Raw genomic sequence first — 16,583 nt, forward strand, 5'->3', positions numbered from 1 at the left:
AGGTCACCGACGCCGCCAAGGACATGGTCCAGGACCTCAAGGAACCGGCCCAGGAAGCGATGGAAAACGTCAAAGCCACCGCAACCGACGCAGCCCAAAACGTCAAAGCCGAGGGCCAGCACGCCGCCACCGACGTCAAGGACCGCGCCGCCGACGCCAAAACCAACGTCCAAAACACCTAGGACAAACCGCCGAGGGCCGCTCTTCCGTCCGGAAGGGCGGCCCTCGCTTTACCCGCCCTAAGCCAAGGAGCAACAACGTCATGAAAAAGCTGCTTGTCGCCCTGCTTCCCACCATCGTCAGCCGCGTCATGCGGGCCCGGAAGGCGCGACAGGCCCGCGCGGGCCGGGTTCCCCCGCGGAACCGGTACTAGGCTTGGCCCCGGTCGGGGGGCACGCGCGCTAGCGCTTGCCCTTTTTGCGTGATCCCTTGCCGCGGCCCTTGTCCGGGTTGGGGGCATAGCGCTGGGCCACCTTGGGTGCCGGCTTCCGGGCTCCCCCGCCCCGGCGGTCAGGCTTGGGATCCTTCTTTACCTTGGCCGGCTGGGCGGACGGCTGGCGGGAGCTTTGGGCGGTGCGCCCACGGACAATCCCAATGAACTCCTCCAGGACCTCGTCCGTGGCGTCCGCCGGCCAGACCAGGGCGATCCCGGTTCCCGGGGCTCCCTTGAGCCGGCGGGCCACCGTGTCTTTAACGTTGAAATGGCGGGCGACGGACATGGGCAGGACCACCAGCCCGGCCCCCGCGGCAACCACCTGGAGCGCGGCTTCCGGCCCGCCGAGGCCGGCAACATCCAAAAAGGACTCCTGCTCCAGGTCTTCGAGCGCCACCTCCTCGAACACGGAGATCTCGTGTCCCTTGGGAGCCACCACCACCGGCTGCTCCTCGTAGAGCGGAATGACGCTCAGGCCGTCACGCTCAATGGGGAGCCGGACAAAGGCCATATCCGCCAGGCCTCCGCGGACAGCGTCAACGTGTGCGCCGCCGTCGTGCATGAACGCCTGCAACGGAATGTCCGGCATCCGCTCTTCCCAGCGGCGGATCCATTTCCCGGGCGTCACCCCCGGCACGTAGGCAATGCGGAGGGTCCGCGGCGCCGCCTGCTCCCCCGCGTCGGAGTCCTCGGAAGCGTCGGGCGGGGTGGTGTTGTCAGTGGGCACGTCTTCACAGTACCGCCCGCCCGGATACCCTTGAAGCATGACCTCTGCAAACTCCCAGTCCATGAAGCCGGCCACCGTTGCCAAGAAACTTGGCATCTACCTGCCCGCAACACCGCAGGAGTTCCAGGAATCAACCATCACCCGGGAGGAGTTCGCCGAACTCCAGGCCAACCCGCCCGAGTGGCTCGCAGAGCTCCGCCGCAACGGCCCGCACCCCCGCCCGGTGGTGGCCCAGAAGCTGAACATCTCCATCAGCGGCCTCGCCCGCGGCGGCGTTGAGGAAGCGCTGACGACGGCGGAAATCACCGCGCTGCTCCAGGCTCCCCCGCAGTGGCTGGTCACCGAGCGCGCCACGCATGCCGCAGTCCGCGCCGAAGCCCAGCGGGTGAAGGAAGAGGCCGCGAGGAAGGCTGCAAAGAAAGCGCGCGCGCAGGCTAACTAGGTTCTCCCGCATCAGAGGCTTGTCCGCTGGTCTGCCCCTTGTGGGCTCGGATCCGCGGACAAGCCTCTGTTCTTTAAGGAATGTCAGTCCTGGTGCAGCTGGACGAAGTTGCCGCAGCCGTCGTCGAACACGGCACTGATGCCTGAGGGATCCTCGGCAGGTTCGCCCCGGAACACCACGCCCTCATTAATCAGCCGGTCGTACTCCGCCCGGACGTCGGGGACGCCAAAGACGATGGCCGGGAGGCCGGCGTCGTACAGCGCGTTCATGTAGTTGGCTGCGATCGGATTGTCGCTGGGTTCGAGGAGCAGGCCCACCGAACTAGCGTCCGCGCCGGGGTCCTTAATGATGAACAGGTTGTACTCCGGCATGGCCATCAGGGTCTCGAAGCCCAGGGTTCCGGTGTAAAAGGTGTGGGCGGCGGCGGGGTCCTTGACGTGGATGCTGCACATTTTGAGTCTCATGTTCCTCACCGTACGTGCCGGGCCCGCTTCAGGGAACCTCAGGGACCAGCCATTGACCCCGCACGCCTGACACTGTGCAATTAAATGACCAGCCCGGGATTCCGCGGCCCGGGCGCTGTTAAGGGTCGGGTGTCAGCCATGGGGGAATCCTTGTTTGAGGGTCTGGTCCAAGGGGTGTGGGCGCTGCTGCTTGCGGGGCCTGTCCTGGTCTGCAGTGTTGCCGCCACCGTCTTTGTGGTCCGGCGCCGTGCCCTTGCCGGCGGGGACGGACAGCCGGAACGGTCGGACCAGCTCTTCTGGGACCTGTTCCTTGGCGCCTGTGTCGCTGTCCCTGCGCTTTTAATTCCCACGCTGGTCTCACCCTGGACCGGCCTGTTCCTGGGCGGGGCCGGGGTGGCCGCAGCGGTTGCCGCCTACCGCGGAACCCCGCGGTACCTCAGCCGGCGGCAGGCACGGCAGAACAGCCGCGAACAGGAGTTCGCACATCTGGCAGCCGCGGCGCGGCACGACGAACTTGTCGCCAGGTGGCGGCGTTATGAGCTGGACCCGGCGTGCAGCATCGACTATCCCGCCCTCACGGACGTGCGCCTGCCGGAAACCTCGGCGTTCATCAAGGCGATGCGGACCGCGGATCAGCTGCGCGTGCATGCGCACCAGGACTATCCCGAGGCCGTCACCCGCCTTGCTGCCTCACTCGCCGCTGCCGAGCAGGCGGCCGGCATTCCCGCCGGGAAGGCGTAGGACCGGACGTTAAGTGGTGTGTCGGGGCGGTGGAAGGTTCCGCCGCACCGGCGATAGCATCCGGAGATGAAGCCAGAAGAATTGCCGGAGCGCGACCAGTTCGGCCGGCTGCTCGAGGACCGCGGGGTGTGGCGCCAGGCCACCACCCTGGAAGCCGCCGGTGAGCTCACCGCCCGCTGGCTTGAGGGCGGCAGCTCCTACCAGCCCGGACACCTTGCAGCCGGCTTTGATGAGGAGACCGGACCAATTGCCGCAGCCCTGGCAAAACTGAACCGCAACGGGCTGTTCACCAAGGAGTCCCAGCCGGGCGTTCAAACCGAGTCTGCTGCACAACGGGAGTACGTGACAGGCTTCTGCAGCGCTGCCGTTGCCGGAGACCTGCTGGCGCTGTCCACCCGGACTGACCTGGTCACGGTGGCCCACGCTCCGGGTGAGGCCAGCAGCGCATCCATCCCGGTCACCCTGGCCGGAACGGAAGTCACCACCGTGTTGGGCTCCAGCGAGAACCCGGTGGACGAGGGCCAGATCCGCGACTGGGCCGACGAGACCAATGACGCCTTGGCGCTACTGCTTGCCGACTCCTGGTACGTGGAGATCCTCGACCCTGTGTGGGGACGCAACGGCGTACTCCTTCCCGCCGTGCTCGACGCCCTGACCGGGCGGGACTAACGGGGCATACGAAAAAGGCGGGGCTGCCGCCCCGCTTTTACCGTTTCAGGAAACTTACAGTTCCACTGTGTCGCTTTCGCCGACGCTCATGCGGCTGTTGGTGACCTTGGACTTCACCCACTGCAGCGCCGTGGCGGCAGTGCCGCCCGGGCTGGTCCAGTACTCCGCGGAGTCTGAATCGACGTGCAGCAGGCATACCTCCGGGGTGTCCGGCCCGTCCGGGAACCAGGCTTCGACCGCCTGGTTCCACAGCTCGTGGATCTTGGCCCGGTCGGTCACAACCTGGGCGGTCCCGGCCACAGAAACCCACTCGGTGTTCTTGCCGAAGGCGACGTTGACGCGCGCGTCGGCCCGGACGTGGGCGACCTGCGACGTGCCCAGGCCGGTGAAGAACCACATGTCGCCGTCGTCCTTAACCTCCTGGACGGCCAGCGGCCGGCTCACAAGGGCGCCCTTTTCGTTGATGGTGGTCAACATCCCGATCTTGGAATCGTTGATGATGTCCGTAACCTTGCTGATGCCCTGGGCGTCAGTCATGTCTCACCTCGCTTGTCTGCATAGGGGACGCTCCCCACTCGCAAGCCTATTAGTAAGCATGCTTATTGGCTATCCGACGGCGACGGCCACCCTTGCCACTTCGGCGATCCGGGCGGCGGTCTGGCGGCCGATCCGGATGGCGCCGTCCACGTGCTGGTAGCCTTCGGCGGCGAGGTCTGAGGAGGCCCAGTAGATGGGGCCGACGGGGGTCAGCTGGTCCTTGCCGTAGCGGTGCAGGCCGCCCAGGTCGTAGCTGGCGGCGTAGGCGCCGCGGGTCCATTCCTCGGATCCCCAGTCGGACTCGTAGTAGACCTCGGGCGTGAGTGCCTCGTCGCCGAGGAAACCGGCGATGGAGGCCAGGATTGCCTTCTTGCGGTCCTCGGCATCAAGTTCGAAGACGGCATCGGCCTTCTCGTCCGAGACGAAGCCCACCAGGGTGCCGCGGGTGTCGCCGTGGTTGGTGTTGTCGTAGACCTCCTGCACCAGGGCGTTGGCGCCGAAGCCGGTACCTGACAGGCCCTTGTCCCGCCAAAAGGGACGGTCGTAGACGGCGTGGACCTTGATGACCAGGCCCAGGGACTGGTGCTGGTGCATCTGGTGCTGCCGGCGGGGCAGCGGCGGGTTGAAGGAGACGCGCGAGTACAGGTTGGGCGGGACGGCCATGATCACGAAGCGGGCGTTGACTGTGGCGCGGTCGGATTCTACGGTGACGCAGTGGCCGCCGTCGGCGTCCGGCTCCCAGTTGATGGTGCGCACCGGGGTGTTGAGGACGACGTCGTCGCCCAGCTCCTGCGCGAGCAGCAGCGGTACCTGCTGCATGCCGCCCACTACGCGGCGGTCGAGGATGAAGTCCTCGTCCGTCAGGTGGGTGAATGAGCCCGCCGAGGCGGCCATCAGCACGGCCTGCAAGGCGGAGAAGGCGTGGGCGGGCTTGGTGAGCATGCCGCCGGCGATGAAGAGGCCGATGTTCTTGCAGGCTTCCTCATTGGCGGAGTTTTGCCGCAGCCAGTGGTGGAAGGAGATGGTGTCCAACTCCCGCGCTTTGGGGTGGGCCCAGGGCTCGGTGGCGCCGATTTCCGCGGCGAGCCCGTCCAGCAATGCGACCAGGCGGTCCATTTCGGCTTTGGTGTTGGGATCCACCGGGAAGGTGTCGCCCGTGTAGCGGACGGGAATGCCGTCGGAGCCGATGTAGACGGATTCGCCCTGGCGGTAGCGGGAGTAGGTCTGCAGGCCGAGCTCGCCGAGGAGGTCCAGGAGCACGGTCTGGTCCGGGGAGACCCACTGGCCGCCGATTTCGAGCATGGCGCCGTCCACGGTATCGGTCCAGGTGCGGCCGCCCACGCGGTCGCGGGCCTCGAGCACGGCGACAGATAGCCCCGCCTTTTTCAGCTCCCGGGCTGCGGTGAGCCCGGAGGGACCGGCTCCAACGACGACGACGTCGCGGTTCAGGTTCAGCATGATGTCCTCTCTGCCTCCCGCGAAGTGACCGGGAGCACTAAATGAATGTCGTTCATTTATTAGAACTATAGCTGCTTGTGGCCGGGACGGGAAGTGCCCGGGTGGAATAATGCTGGGGACCACCAAAGAAAGGGCAGGAATGCCGGCAGTATCAGCCGAAGAAGGACACACCACGGGAACCGGGGCGGGGACGGGGCGCCGGCGGGCCGGCCGGCCATCGGCGGCGGTGCTGGACAAGGCAGGCATCACGACGGCGGCCCTGGACCTGGTCAGCCGGAAGGGCTATGACGGGCTCACCATGGCAGCGCTGGCGAAGCAGCTGGAGGTGGCGCCGTCGGCCCTGTATAACCACGTGGCGTCCAAGCGCGACGTGCTGCTGCTGGTGGAGGACCACCTGACGTCACTGGTGGACGTCTCGGCGTTCGGCTCGAAGTCCTGGGAGGATGCCGTGCGCACCTGGGCTTGGAGCTACCGGGACGTCTTTGCCGAGCACACGCCCCTGATTCCCGTCATCGCCGTGCTGCCGGTCACGGACGCCCCGCAGACCCTGGCGATGTACGAGACGGTGAGCAAGGGGTTCCTGGACGCAGGCTTCCCGGAGGAGCGGATTGTGTCCGCGATCGTAGCCCTGGAGTCCTTTATCTTCGGGTCCGCCTATGACGTGACCGCCCCCGGGGACATTTTCGAGCCAGGGTCCATGGCGGAGGCGAACCCGCATTTCACCGCCGCCGTGCGCAGTTCCGTCGGCCCCGGACGCCCCGCCGACACGGCGTTCGGCCTGGGGCTGGAGGCGCTCATCTCGGGGCTGGGGGCGCTGCGGGGGCATGCGGGCTGACCTAGCGCCCGGCGGTCCCGCTGCCATCCGTGATGTTGCAGCTGACGTCCCCGAGGAGACCCGCATCCGGATCATCGTTTTCACCCAACAGGCCACCGATCACCGCTCCAACCTCCGTCAGGGCTTGGAGGCACGTGGCGTCGCCCGTTCCTGCGTCCTGCCCGGCGGATCCTGTGCCGGTCGGCCGCGTGGCGCTAGTGCCCGCTGCCGGTGCACTCCGGGGGGTGGGCGCGGGGGACGGCGCAGCCGGCTGGCCGGTCGCCACCGGCGCCGCTGATACCGGAGCAGGGGAAGCGGCGGCCGCTTCGCCGCCGGCACCGGGAGGTGTCCCCTCGACGTGGGGTACCTGCCCGGCTGCAGCCGCTTCCTGCGCCTGACCGGCGGCGGCCTGCGCCTTGGCCGCGGCTTCTGCCCTCGCCTCAGCTTCGGCCTTCGCCTCAGTTTCTGCTTTCGCTTCGGCTTCTGCTTTCGCTTTGGCGGCAGCCTCTTCCGCAGCCTTCCTATCGGCCGCAGCCCTGGCCCTCTCGGCCGCCGCCAATTGGCTAGTGCCCACCGCAGCGGAAGGGGCGGCGGTGCTGGCTGTGGCCTTGGCTTGAGCCGGGTCTGCGGTTGCCATGGGGTCGGGTGCGGTGCACGCGGTTGTCACGAACAAAGCAACAAGCGTACCGGTGGCCAGCAGATGATTCCTGCGCATGGAAAACGAAGCCTCTTCATGGGAGTGCGGAGCGGCAGGCCTCGAGAGGTTCCCTGCCCGGAACGGTTTCCGGCCTGGGAACGCAGGGGCACCCCCGTGGGGGACATAGCACGCAGAAGCAGCATGGATGCTTCGCCGGGCGTGTGCTCCGACCGGTGACCTAAACGTTACATTGCACTGCCGGACGTGACCAATCGACCCACGGCTATACTTGTAGTACAAGTTAGTTACTTGTATCCTAGGAAGGTGGGCGATGGCGCCCAGCAACCCCCACTAGGAGAATCCATGAGCACCATCGACCTGATCCGGCACGTCAAACTGTCCACCGCCCGCCTTCCGCTCGCCGTGCCCATCAGCGATGCCAAAGTGTTCACCGGCCGCCAAAAGCCGATGACGGAAGTGGTTTTCCTCTTCGCCGAAATCACCACCGAACAGGGCCACACCGGCCTCGGCTTCAGCTACTCCAAGCGGGCAGGCGGCCCGGCCCAGTACGCCCACGCCAAGGAAGTCGCCGAGGGCATCGTCGGCGAGGACCCCAACGACATCGGCAAGCTCTACACCAAGCTCCTGTGGGCCGGCGCCTCGGTGGGCCGGTCCGGCGTCGCCACCCAGGCCCTCGCCGCCATCGACATCGCCCTGTACGACCTCAAGGCCAAGCGCGCCGGGCTTCCCCTGGCCAAGCTCCTCGGCTCCTACCGCGACTCCGTCCAGACCTACAACACCTCCGGCGGCTTCCTGAACGCCACCCTCGAGGAGGTAAAAGCCCGCGCCACCCAGTCCATCGAGGAAGGCATCGGCGGCATCAAGATCAAGGTGGGCCTGCCGGACAGCAAGGAGGACCTCCGTCGCGTGGCCGGCATCCGCGAACACATCGGCTGGGACGTCCCCCTCATGGTGGACGCCAACCAGCAGTGGGACCGCGCCACCGCACTGCGCCTGGGCCGCCAGCTTGAGGAATTCAACCTCGTCTGGATCGAGGAACCCCTGGACGCCTACGATTTCGAAGGCCACGCCCACCTCGCGCAGGTGCTGGACACGCCCATCGCCACCGGCGAGATGCTCGCCTCCGTGGCCGAGCACAAGGGCCTGATCGCCGCTAACGGCTGCGACATCATCCAGCCCGACGCCCCGCGCGTCGGCGGCATCACCCAATTCCTGCGCCTCGCCGCCCTCGCGGACGAACGCGGACTGGGGCTCGCCCCGCACTTCGCCATGGAGATCCACCTGCACCTGGCTGCGGCCTACCCGCGGGAGCCGTGGGTGGAGCACTTCGACTGGCTTGACCCGCTGTTCAACGAGCGCCTGGAAACCAAGGACGGCCGGATGATCGTTCCAGACCGCCCGGGACTCGGCGTCACCCTCAGCGACCAGGCCCGCGCCTGGACCACCGAATCCGTGGAGTTCGGCGCGTAACCTTGAACCCATGAGCCGGAACCTCACCGCGGACCTTGCCGCCGACCTTCGCAACCGCATCGTTGACGGCATCATCCAGCCCGGTGAGAAGCTGCCCAGCGAAAACACGCTCATCAGCGATTTCGGCGTCAGCCGCACGGTGGTGCGCGCCGCCCTCACCCGCCTCCAGGCCGAGGGACTGGTGGAAACCGAACGTGGCCGCGGCAGTTTCGCCCTTACTCCGCCCTCGGACGGGCCCGCGGCAGCGCCGGGCGCCCGTCCGGTGGCCACCACCGAGGACCGGCTGAACCTGCTGGCGTTCCGGATGGGCGTGGAAACGGAGGCTGCAGCGCTGGCCGCACGGAACCATACCGACCGGCAGCTCCGGGCTGTCCAGGCGGCACTCGAGGAGTTCACCGCCAGCGCCGGGCACCCGGCCCACGCCATGAGATCCGACTTCGAATTCCACCGGGCGGTGGCCGCCGCCTCCGGAAATCCGTACTACTCCGACTGCCTCGCCGCCCTGGGGCAGACCATGATCGCGATGCCGCGCACCCGCCTGATGACCGGCGTCGAGCATTTCGCCCGCGATCATTTCGACCAAGTGGTGCAGGAGCACCGTTCCATCGCCGACGCCATCGGCGATGGCGACGAGGCCGCGGCCGCCGCCGCCATGCGCAGCCACCTGGCCAACTCACGACGCCGGTTCAAGGCTTCCGCACGCGCGTCCGGCTAAGCCGGGGCAGCGCCTGAGCGGGCGCAGGCACCGTGGAGGCCTCCCGCCGTCGCGCCGCCCTATCACCGCCGCACCTAAGCGTGTTCGCGCATCGGAATCCGAAGGTACTGATGCGCGAACAAGCACGGGTATCAACACCAGAAGACAACGCAAAAGAACCCCGGTCCTAAGACCGGGGCTCTTCCATTTGCGTGCGCGAGGGGGGATTTGAACCCCCACGCCCTTTCGGACACTGGCACCTGAAGCCAGCGCGTCTGCCGTTCCGCCACTCGCGCGCAACTTCTTCCACCGGACCACTCCGGTTTCCCGGATTCGCAGTCTTGTAAAAGCAGCGAGATCAAGCATAACGGACAGATGCCGCAAAACACCAATTGGCCTGCCGGAGGCTGTGTGGAACCCCATACGGACAGCCGGGATTCCCTGTCCTGCCGCAGGTGAAACGACCGTCAGGAACGGCTTCCGGGATCCCGGGGCACGAACTTTTCCGGGCGGCGGGCCGTTGTGGATTAAGGTCATTCACAGGCCTGCCCAGTAGTATCGGATGTAGAGGCGGCTGCGTCCTGCAGGTGCACTGCCGGGTTGTGAACTGCACGCAAAGAGAAGTTCCGGAACTAGGACTGCCCCGTATCCGGGGGGAAAGGAGAAGAACCATGGGCCTGCTGGACAAAGTTGAACGCGGCATTGAAAAGGCTGTCCGGGGCGTCTTCTCCACCGGATCCAAAGCCCAGGTTGAGCCAGTGGAAATCGCCAGCCGGCTGCGCCGGGAAGTGGACCACAGGTCCCTGACCGTCACCGCCGGGAGGACACTGGCACCCAACGTCTTCGACGTGCAGCTCAGCGACGATGACTTCCGGCGGGCCCAGGAATGGGGCACCCCGCTAGCAGAGGAACTCTGTGACGTTGTCATCAACCATGTCCGCGGCCAGGGCTACACACTGCAGGGCCCGGTGCGGATCTCCTTCCGCCGGGACACGGAACTTCGGGCCGGAGACTTCGAGATCGTCTCCTCCACGGAGAAATCAGGCGCCGCTCCGGCCGCTCCTCCCGCGCGGCCCAACGTTCCGGCCGCGCCCAGCCGCCAGCCGGTCCGGCTCCAGCCCGTCCTGGACATCGACGGCCAGCGCTATTCCCTCAATGCCCCGTCCATCGTGCTCGGCAGGTCGTCCGATGCCGATATCCATGTAGAGGACACGGGCGTCTCGCGCCGCCACCTCGAGATCCGCACCGCGAACGGCGTCTCCACGGCGGTGGACATGGGCTCCACCAACGGAAGCTACGTCAACGGCCAAAAGGTTTCCGGAAGCACCGAACTCACCGACGGCTCCACCATCACGATGGGACGGACAAAGATTATCTTCCGCCTGCTTCCAGCCAGCCCGGGTGGCCCCGCATGAGCGACCTCACCATCACCGCGCTGCGGTTTGGCTTCCTCCTGCTCCTGTGGGTGCTCATTTTCAGCATCGTCTCTGCCATGCGCCGTGACCTCATGGTGGGGCGCAAGGCAGCGTCCGGGGCGCCCACTGCCCGGCAGGTCCGCAAAAACCCGGATCTTGCCGATACCCCGCCGGCACCCGCCAAGCAGCAGGCCCGGCAGCTGGTGGTAGTCGAGGGACCGCTGAAGGGGACCTCGGTGCCGCTTGCCGCCAGCCCCATCCTCTTGGGACGCGCCCAGGAGGCAACACTGGTCCTCGAGGACGACTATGCCTCGGGCCGTCACGCCAGGCTGTTCCCCCAGGGCAGCCGCTGGTTCATCGAGGACCTGGGTTCCACCAACGGAACCTACCTCGCGGACCAGCAACTGACCCGTGCCCTCCCCGTTGAGCCAGGCGTACCTGTGAGAATCGGCAAGACGGTCATCGAATTGAGGCCATAGCCGTGGCCGTCCCAGAGAACACCGCAGACGGGCAGAAGCCCGCGGAGCGGCCCCTCATCATGCGCTTCGCCGCGCGCTCCGATGTGGGCCGGATCCGGTCTAAGAACGACGACTCGGCGTACGCGGGACGCCACCTGGCTGTCGTGGCTGACGGCATGGGCGGCCATGCGGGCGGCGACGTCGCCTCTGCCGCCACCGTCCTGGACATGATCCACCTGGACCGCTCGGACTACGACGGCGATGCGGGCACCATCCTCGCGGACGAGATCCAGACCGCGAACTCCCTGCTCTCCGAGCTGGTGCACATCAACCCGAAGCTGGCCGGGATGGGCACCACGGTCACGGCATTGCTGCTCGCCGAGGGCAAGCTGCACTTCGCCCACATCGGCGACTCCCGCGCCTACCGCCTCCGCGACGGCGAGTTCAAGCAGGTCAGCGTGGACCACACGTTCGTCCAGCGGCTCATCGACGAAGGCCGGCTCAAGCCCGAGGAAGCGGAAAGCCATCCGCACAAGAACGTGCTCATGCGGGTCCTTGGCGACGTGGACGCGAGCCCCGAACTGGACCTTGGCACTCTCGATGTGAAGGCTGGCGACCGCTGGCTGCTCTGCTCCGACGGCCTTAACTACGTGGCGGGACATGCCGTGGAGCGCACGGTCAAGGAAACCAGGGACCTCCGCGAGTGCGTGGAAACCCTCGTTGATTTGACCCTCGAGGCGGGCTCCCCGGACAACGTCACCGTTGTGATGGTGGAGATCGTGGAAGAAACGCCCGACGACGTCAGCACCGCCGCCGTCGACGTCATCCCTCCCGTTGTGGGCACCAAGCCCGCTGCCGCCACGGATGACCCTGGTGCGCCTACCGGCAAAACCCCTCCGCCAAAGGGGTCCGGCATCCCTGGAACCGGAGCCAGGCGTTCGGACGCCGGCAAGGATGACGATTCCCAAGGAGAGGGCGAAGATAAGCCCGACGGCGAACATTCCGGGTCGGGCGTGGTGGAGCCCGGTTCCACGGATCCGCACCTCGGCGAGCACTTGACCGCCGAGGTTCTCCGCGAAGAACTTTCCAGCAGGCCGCATGAGCTTGTCGGCGCCGCAGCGGCTGCCGCGGAGTCCGGTTCCATCCCCACTATCGGCGGACGGACTGTCGCCCGGCGCGCCGCAACCCTCCTCACCCACAAGGCAGAGCCGCTCACAGGCGACGAGGACGAAACCCTCGTTCCGCTGAAGCCGCGCCGATGGGTCACGTGGACCATCGCGGCCGCCCTCCTGGTGGTCCTGACCGTAGGCTTATGGCTGGGCTATGCCTGGACCCAGACCCGCTACTACATCGGCGAGCACGATTCCCGGGTCGCGATCTTCAACGGGGTTTCCCAGCGGCTGGGGCCCATCCAGCTGTCCAGCCTCGAAACGGTCACTGAGATCCGGATGGACTCACTACCGCCCTTCTCCCAGCAACGGGTCCGCCAGACGGTGCCCGCCAACGACCTCTACGACGCACAGCGCATCGTTAAGAACCTCGAGCTGACGGGCAGCACGTCCCCCGAAGACGAGTGCCCGTCCCCTTCGGCCAGCGCCGCGCCCTCAACACCCGCACCGGCACCCACGGCTTCCGCGTCGCCGGCCGCCACCGAGCCCGCCGCGCCGGCTCCGGCCAGCCCGTCCCCCTCACCCACACCCACACCCACACCCACACCCACTGTTACCTGCGAGGTGGGCCAATGAGCCAGCTCAGCACCACTCCCAAACCGCGCCGCAACGTTGAACTCGCCCTGCTTCTGCTGGCCCTGGCCGTAGGCATCGGCGCCAACATGCTGGTCGGCGTTGACCAGGAAAAGGCCTTCGACTCCGACTTCTGGTTCCAGTCCAGCCTCCTGGCAGTGGCGGCCCTGGTTTTCCATGGCGTCCTTCGATTCCGCGCCAAATATGCCGATCCGGTAATACTTCCGATCGTGGTCGCCCTGAACGGGATCGGCCTGGCAATGATCCACCGCCTGGACGCGCCGGGCGAGGACACCGGGAACAACCAGTTGCGCTGGACCCTGATTGCCATGGCCGTGGCCATCGCCGTGATCTGGTTCCTCAAGGACCACCGGATCCTCCGCCGCTTTACGTTTATCTCCCTGGCGGCCAGTGCACTCCTGCTGATCCTGCCCCTGGTGCCCGGCATCAGCGCCGGCGAGATCCTTGGCGCCCGGGTATGGATCCGGCTCGGCCCCATGACATTCCAGCCGGGCGAGGTTGCCAAGATCACCCTGGCCATATTCTTCGCCGGCTATCTGTCCTCCAACCGTGACCTCATCCTGCTGGCAGGCCGTAAGGTCGGCCCGCTTCAGTTCCCGCGGTTCAAGGACATGGGCCCTATGATCACTGCCTGGCTGGTCAGCATCGGCGTGCTCATTTTCCAGCGCGACCTGGGCTCCTCCATCCTCTTCTTCGGCCTGTTCATCGTGATGATTTACGTGGCCACCAGCCGGATCAGCTGGGTGGTGATCGGCCTGGCCCTCATCGCCGGTGGCGGGTTCGTTGCAGCCCAGGTGTTCTCCCACGTGGAGCTCCGGATCTACGGCTGGCTCAACGCCTTCACTGAGGAGGTCTACGGACGCTCCCCGGGCGGCAGCCTGCAGATCGTCCAGGGCCTCTTCGGGATGGCCAACGGCGGCCTGGTGGGCACCGGACTGGGGCAGGGACGGCCGGACCTGGTCCCGTTCGCCAACAGCGACATGATCATCGCGTCCCTGGGTGAGGAGCTGGGGCTCATCGGCCTGTTCGCCGTCGTCCTGATGTACCTCCTGCTGTTCACCCGCGGCTTCCGTGCCGCACTAGGCACCCGGGACGCGTTCGGTAAGCTCCTCGCCTGCGGCCTGTCCTTCGCCGTGGCGCTGCAATGCTTCGTGGTGATCGGCGGCGTGACGCGCCTGATCCCCCTGACAGGCCTGACGACGCCCTTCCTGGCTGCGGGCGGCTCGTCACTGCTGGCCAACTGGATCATCGTTGGCCTGCTCCTGATGATTTCGCACACCGCCCGCGGCCCCGTGGACACCACACCCCTGCCGCCGGCCAAGGGAGCCGAAGCAACCGGCATTGACACTCCTACCGAGGCGGTGAAGCACCTGTGAACCAGGCAATTCGGCATTCGTGGGTGGCGGCCGTCGCCATGTTCGCCCTGATCTTCGGCGCCATCAGCTACGTCCAGGTGATCGGCGCTGACGAACTCAAGGCAAACCCTTGGAACCAGCGCGCGGTCCTGCAAAGTTTCTGCAACGACCGCGGGGCCATCGTTGTTGGCGGTTCCCCGGTTGCGGAGTCCGTGGAAAGCGGTTCGGAGACTTGTGCTTTCCAGCGCACGTACCCGCAGCCGGAGCTGTACGCCGGCATCACGGGGTACTTCTCCCAGAACTTCGGCGCCACCGGCCTGGAGCAGTCCATGGGCGGCGAACTGGCGGGCAACTCGGACCAGCTGTTCCTGGACCGGGTGGGACAACTGTTCCTTGGAAACCAGCCCAAGGGGGCATCGGTGGAGCTCACCATCGATCCTGAGCTCCAGCAGCTCGCTTACAGCCTGATCCCGGACGGTCAGCGGGGATCCATCGTGGTCACCAACCCCAAGACCGGCGCCATCCTGGCCATGGTGTCCAAGCCCTCCTACAACCCCAACCTCGTGGCCACCCAGGACCTCACCGCCGCCGCTTCCAGCATGAACGAACTGGTCAAGGTGCCCGGCATCAACCTGAACCCGAACGTCAGCGGGCCCACCGGTGAACTGCTCGCCCCCGGCTCCGTGTTCAAGCTGGTGGATACCGCCGCGGCCCTGGCATCCGGGAAGTACAACAAGGACAGCGAACTTCCCAATCCGGCAGAACTGCCGTTCGAAGGTATCCAGTACCGCCTGCCCAACTATGCGGGCGGCAACTGCTACACCCGGAACACGGCCAGCTTCGCTTTCGCCCTGCAGCAGTCCTGCAACACGCCCTTCGCGAGCATCGCCCTGGATATTGGCCGGGACGCCATCGCCGAGCAGGCCGAGAAGTTCGGCTTCGGCCAGGACATGGGTGACCAGCTGAAGCTCGACTACGCCAGCGGCAACACCTTCCCGGATGACCTGGACGGCCCCGGCCTGGCACAGTCCGTCATCGGCCAGAAGGATGTCCGCGCCACGCCGCTGCAGGTGGCCATGATGACCGCGGCCATCGCAAATGACGGCGTGCAGATGCAGCCCAACCTCATCAAGGCCCTGCGCGCCCCGGACCTGCGGGTCATCGATGAACCGCAGCCGAAGACGCTCCGCACGTCCACCACTCCCGCCATCGCCAACCAGATCACGGACTGGATGGTCAGCGCGGTCAGCGAAGGCATTGCAAACCGTGCAGGCGTCCCGGGCGTCCAGGTGGCGGGCAAGACCGGAACGGCGGAGCTCGGCAACGGAACCAACAACTCATGGTTTACGGGATTTGCCCCCGCAAACAATCCGCAGGTGGGTGTCACCATCGTCATGGAGGGCGTAGACATCAACACCGGCGCACAGCTGACCAGTCCGAACGCGAAGAGAATTTTTGAGGCGGTGTTGAATAAGTGAGGCCTACAACCGGAATCACCCTCGGCGGCAGATTCCAGCTGACCACGCGGATCGCGATTGGCGGCATGGGGGAAGTCTGGAAGGCGAAAGACCTCGTCCTGGGCCGCATCGTCGCGATCAAGGTACTCAAGGAGGAATACACCGGTGACCCCGGGTTCCTCCAGCGGTTCCGCGCGGAGGCCCGCCACACCGCACTCCTGAACCACGTAGGCATCGCCAACGTCTTCGACTACGGCGAGGAGGAGGGCTCAGCCTACCTGGTCATGGAGCTGGTTCCCGGACAGCCTTTGAGCACTATCATCGAGCGCGAGCAGGTGCTCTCCCCGGACCGCACGCTGTCCATCATCGCCCAGACCGCCCGTGCCCTGGCCGTTGCCCACGCCCAGGGCCTGGTGCACCGCGACGTCAAGCCCGGAAACCTCCTGATCACCCCTGACGGGCGGGTAAAGGTCACGGACTTCGGCATTGCCCGGCTCGCGGACCAGGTTCCGCTCACCCAGACCGGCCAGGTCATGGGCACGGCCCAATACCTGGCGCCGGAGCAGGCAACCGGCCAGACCGCAACCGGTTCATCGGACATCTACTCCCTGGGAGTGATCGGCTACGAGTGCCTCAGCGGGCACCGGCCCTTTTCCGGGGAGTCCCAGATCGCGATCGCCCTGGCCCAGGTCAACGACGCGCCGCCGCCCCTGCCGGAGAGCCTGCCCGCACCGGTCCGAGCACTGCTGATGTCCATGCTGGCCAAGGATCCCAAGGACCGCCCGGCCAACGCCATCAAGCTCGCGGAGGCCGCGGAGGCAATCCGCAACGGTGACATCAACGCAGCACGCGCCGCCGTACCCGGCATGCTTCTTTTCGATGCGTCAACCGGCCCCATTACCGCCCCCGTCGATACCGCCACCGCACCCACAGGCGTCATCGGCGCTTCGCGGGACTCGTCCCCGACGCCCACCTCCGCCTTGCCGGTTCTTGGAGCGGCCGCGGCCGGTGCCGCCGCCGGGGCTGCC

At 66.7% G+C, this 16,583-nt stretch carries 17 protein-coding genes, 1 tRNA gene and 1 pseudogene; 13 read left to right on the forward strand and 6 right to left on the reverse strand.

Features of this window, described 5'->3' with window-relative positions:
* Positions 1 to 182 (forward strand): annotated as a pseudogene (locus tag AC5RT3_RS20090) (DUF3618 domain-containing protein); the annotation flags it as partial.
* Between the two features lie 219 nt (positions 183 to 401).
* Here AC5RT3_RS20090 and AC5RT3_RS20095 read toward each other — a convergent pair.
* Positions 402 to 1,235 (reverse strand): LysR family transcriptional regulator substrate-binding protein, encoded by an 834-nt coding sequence (locus AC5RT3_RS20095; protein ID WP_494052008.1) that lies wholly within the window; start codon positions 1,233 to 1,235, stop codon positions 402 to 404.
* Between AC5RT3_RS20095 and AC5RT3_RS20100 the strand changes: the two genes are divergently transcribed.
* Positions 1,198 to 1,602 carry a DUF5997 family protein gene (locus tag AC5RT3_RS20100; RefSeq protein WP_494125058.1) on the forward strand — a complete coding sequence of 135 codons (405 nt, stop codon included), beginning with the start codon at positions 1,198 to 1,200 and terminating at the stop codon, positions 1,600 to 1,602. The two genes, AC5RT3_RS20095 and AC5RT3_RS20100, sit on opposite strands and share 38 nt — an antisense overlap.
* A gap of 83 nt (positions 1,603 to 1,685) precedes the next feature.
* On the opposite strand, the gene AC5RT3_RS20105 is transcribed toward AC5RT3_RS20100, so the two are convergent.
* Positions 1,686 to 2,066, reverse strand: a complete 381-nt coding sequence (locus AC5RT3_RS20105) for a VOC family protein (protein WP_494125059.1) — start codon at positions 2,064 to 2,066, stop codon at positions 1,686 to 1,688.
* A gap of 138 nt (positions 2,067 to 2,204) precedes the next feature.
* On the opposite strand from AC5RT3_RS20105, the gene AC5RT3_RS20110 reads away from it, so the two are divergent.
* Both AC5RT3_RS20110 and AC5RT3_RS20115 read left to right on the forward strand, forming a co-directional pair.
* Positions 2,205 to 2,807 (forward strand): hypothetical protein, encoded by a 603-nt coding sequence (locus AC5RT3_RS20110; RefSeq protein WP_494125060.1) that lies wholly within the window; start codon positions 2,205 to 2,207, stop codon positions 2,805 to 2,807.
* 66 nt (positions 2,808 to 2,873) lie between these two features.
* Positions 2,874 to 3,476, forward strand: coding sequence for a DUF6919 domain-containing protein (locus tag AC5RT3_RS20115; protein WP_494125061.1), 603 nt, complete (start codon positions 2,874 to 2,876; stop codon positions 3,474 to 3,476).
* 54 nt (positions 3,477 to 3,530) lie between these two features.
* On the opposite strand, the gene AC5RT3_RS20120 is transcribed toward AC5RT3_RS20115, so the two are convergent.
* Positions 3,531 to 4,013, reverse strand: a complete 483-nt coding sequence (locus AC5RT3_RS20120) for a pyridoxamine 5'-phosphate oxidase family protein (protein WP_494011370.1) — start codon at positions 4,011 to 4,013, stop codon at positions 3,531 to 3,533.
* A gap of 69 nt (positions 4,014 to 4,082) precedes the next feature.
* Positions 4,083 to 5,471, reverse strand: a complete 1,389-nt coding sequence (locus AC5RT3_RS20125; protein ID WP_494051998.1) for a flavin monoamine oxidase family protein — start codon at positions 5,469 to 5,471, stop codon at positions 4,083 to 4,085.
* A gap of 139 nt (positions 5,472 to 5,610) precedes the next feature.
* On the opposite strand from AC5RT3_RS20125, the gene AC5RT3_RS20130 reads away from it, so the two are divergent.
* Positions 5,611 to 6,306 carry a TetR/AcrR family transcriptional regulator gene (locus tag AC5RT3_RS20130; RefSeq protein ID WP_494011372.1) on the forward strand — a complete coding sequence of 232 codons (696 nt, stop codon included), beginning with the start codon at positions 5,611 to 5,613 and terminating at the stop codon, positions 6,304 to 6,306.
* 1 nt (position 6,307) lies between these two features.
* On the opposite strand, the gene AC5RT3_RS20135 is transcribed toward AC5RT3_RS20130, so the two are convergent.
* On the reverse strand, positions 6,308 to 7,000 hold the full coding sequence (locus AC5RT3_RS20135; protein WP_494051997.1) for a hypothetical protein: 693 nt from the start codon (positions 6,998 to 7,000) through the stop codon (positions 6,308 to 6,310).
* A gap of 285 nt (positions 7,001 to 7,285) precedes the next feature.
* On the opposite strand from AC5RT3_RS20135, the gene AC5RT3_RS20140 reads away from it, so the two are divergent.
* Both AC5RT3_RS20140 and AC5RT3_RS20145 read left to right on the forward strand, forming a co-directional pair.
* Entirely contained in the window at positions 7,286 to 8,413 is a 1,128-nt protein-coding gene (locus tag AC5RT3_RS20140) for an L-talarate/galactarate dehydratase (RefSeq protein WP_494011374.1), read from the forward strand.
* A 10-nt stretch (positions 8,414 to 8,423) separates the two neighbouring features.
* Positions 8,424 to 9,128, forward strand: coding sequence for a FadR/GntR family transcriptional regulator (locus AC5RT3_RS20145; protein WP_494125062.1), 705 nt, complete (start codon positions 8,424 to 8,426; stop codon positions 9,126 to 9,128).
* A gap of 192 nt (positions 9,129 to 9,320) precedes the next feature.
* Here AC5RT3_RS20145 and AC5RT3_RS20150 read toward each other — a convergent pair.
* Positions 9,321 to 9,403: transfer RNA gene (locus tag AC5RT3_RS20150), tRNA-Leu, on the reverse strand.
* A 375-nt stretch (positions 9,404 to 9,778) separates the two neighbouring features.
* Here AC5RT3_RS20150 and AC5RT3_RS20155 point away from each other — a divergent pair.
* The 6 genes from AC5RT3_RS20155 to AC5RT3_RS20180 all read left to right on the forward strand — a co-directional run.
* Positions 9,779 to 10,522 (forward strand): FHA domain-containing protein, encoded by a 744-nt coding sequence (locus tag AC5RT3_RS20155; protein ID WP_494051995.1) that lies wholly within the window; start codon positions 9,779 to 9,781, stop codon positions 10,520 to 10,522.
* On the forward strand, positions 10,519 to 11,001 hold the full coding sequence (locus AC5RT3_RS20160; protein WP_494011377.1) for an FHA domain-containing protein FhaB/FipA: 483 nt from the start codon (positions 10,519 to 10,521) through the stop codon (positions 10,999 to 11,001). Before AC5RT3_RS20155 ends, AC5RT3_RS20160 begins: the two co-directional genes overlap by 4 nt.
* Positions 11,002 to 11,003: 2 nt before the next feature.
* Positions 11,004 to 12,725, forward strand: coding sequence for a PP2C family protein-serine/threonine phosphatase (locus tag AC5RT3_RS20165; protein ID WP_494125063.1), 1,722 nt, complete (start codon positions 11,004 to 11,006; stop codon positions 12,723 to 12,725).
* Complete coding sequence (locus AC5RT3_RS20170; RefSeq protein WP_494051993.1) at positions 12,722 to 14,119, forward strand: FtsW/RodA/SpoVE family cell cycle protein; 1,398 nt, start codon at positions 12,722 to 12,724, stop codon at positions 14,117 to 14,119. The genes AC5RT3_RS20165 and AC5RT3_RS20170 overlap by 4 nt, the downstream gene beginning before the upstream one ends.
* A complete protein-coding gene (locus AC5RT3_RS20175) occupies positions 14,116 to 15,576 on the forward strand; it encodes a peptidoglycan D,D-transpeptidase FtsI family protein (RefSeq protein WP_494011380.1) in 1,461 nt (486 codons plus the stop codon). Before AC5RT3_RS20170 ends, AC5RT3_RS20175 begins: the two co-directional genes overlap by 4 nt.
* The coding region (locus AC5RT3_RS20180) for a serine/threonine-protein kinase (protein ID WP_494125064.1) at positions 15,573 to 16,583 on the forward strand (1,011 nt) is incomplete at its 3' end. The genes AC5RT3_RS20175 and AC5RT3_RS20180, both read left to right, overlap by 4 nt.

It is taken from the genome of Arthrobacter sp. Y3221159, assembly GCF_059089885.1.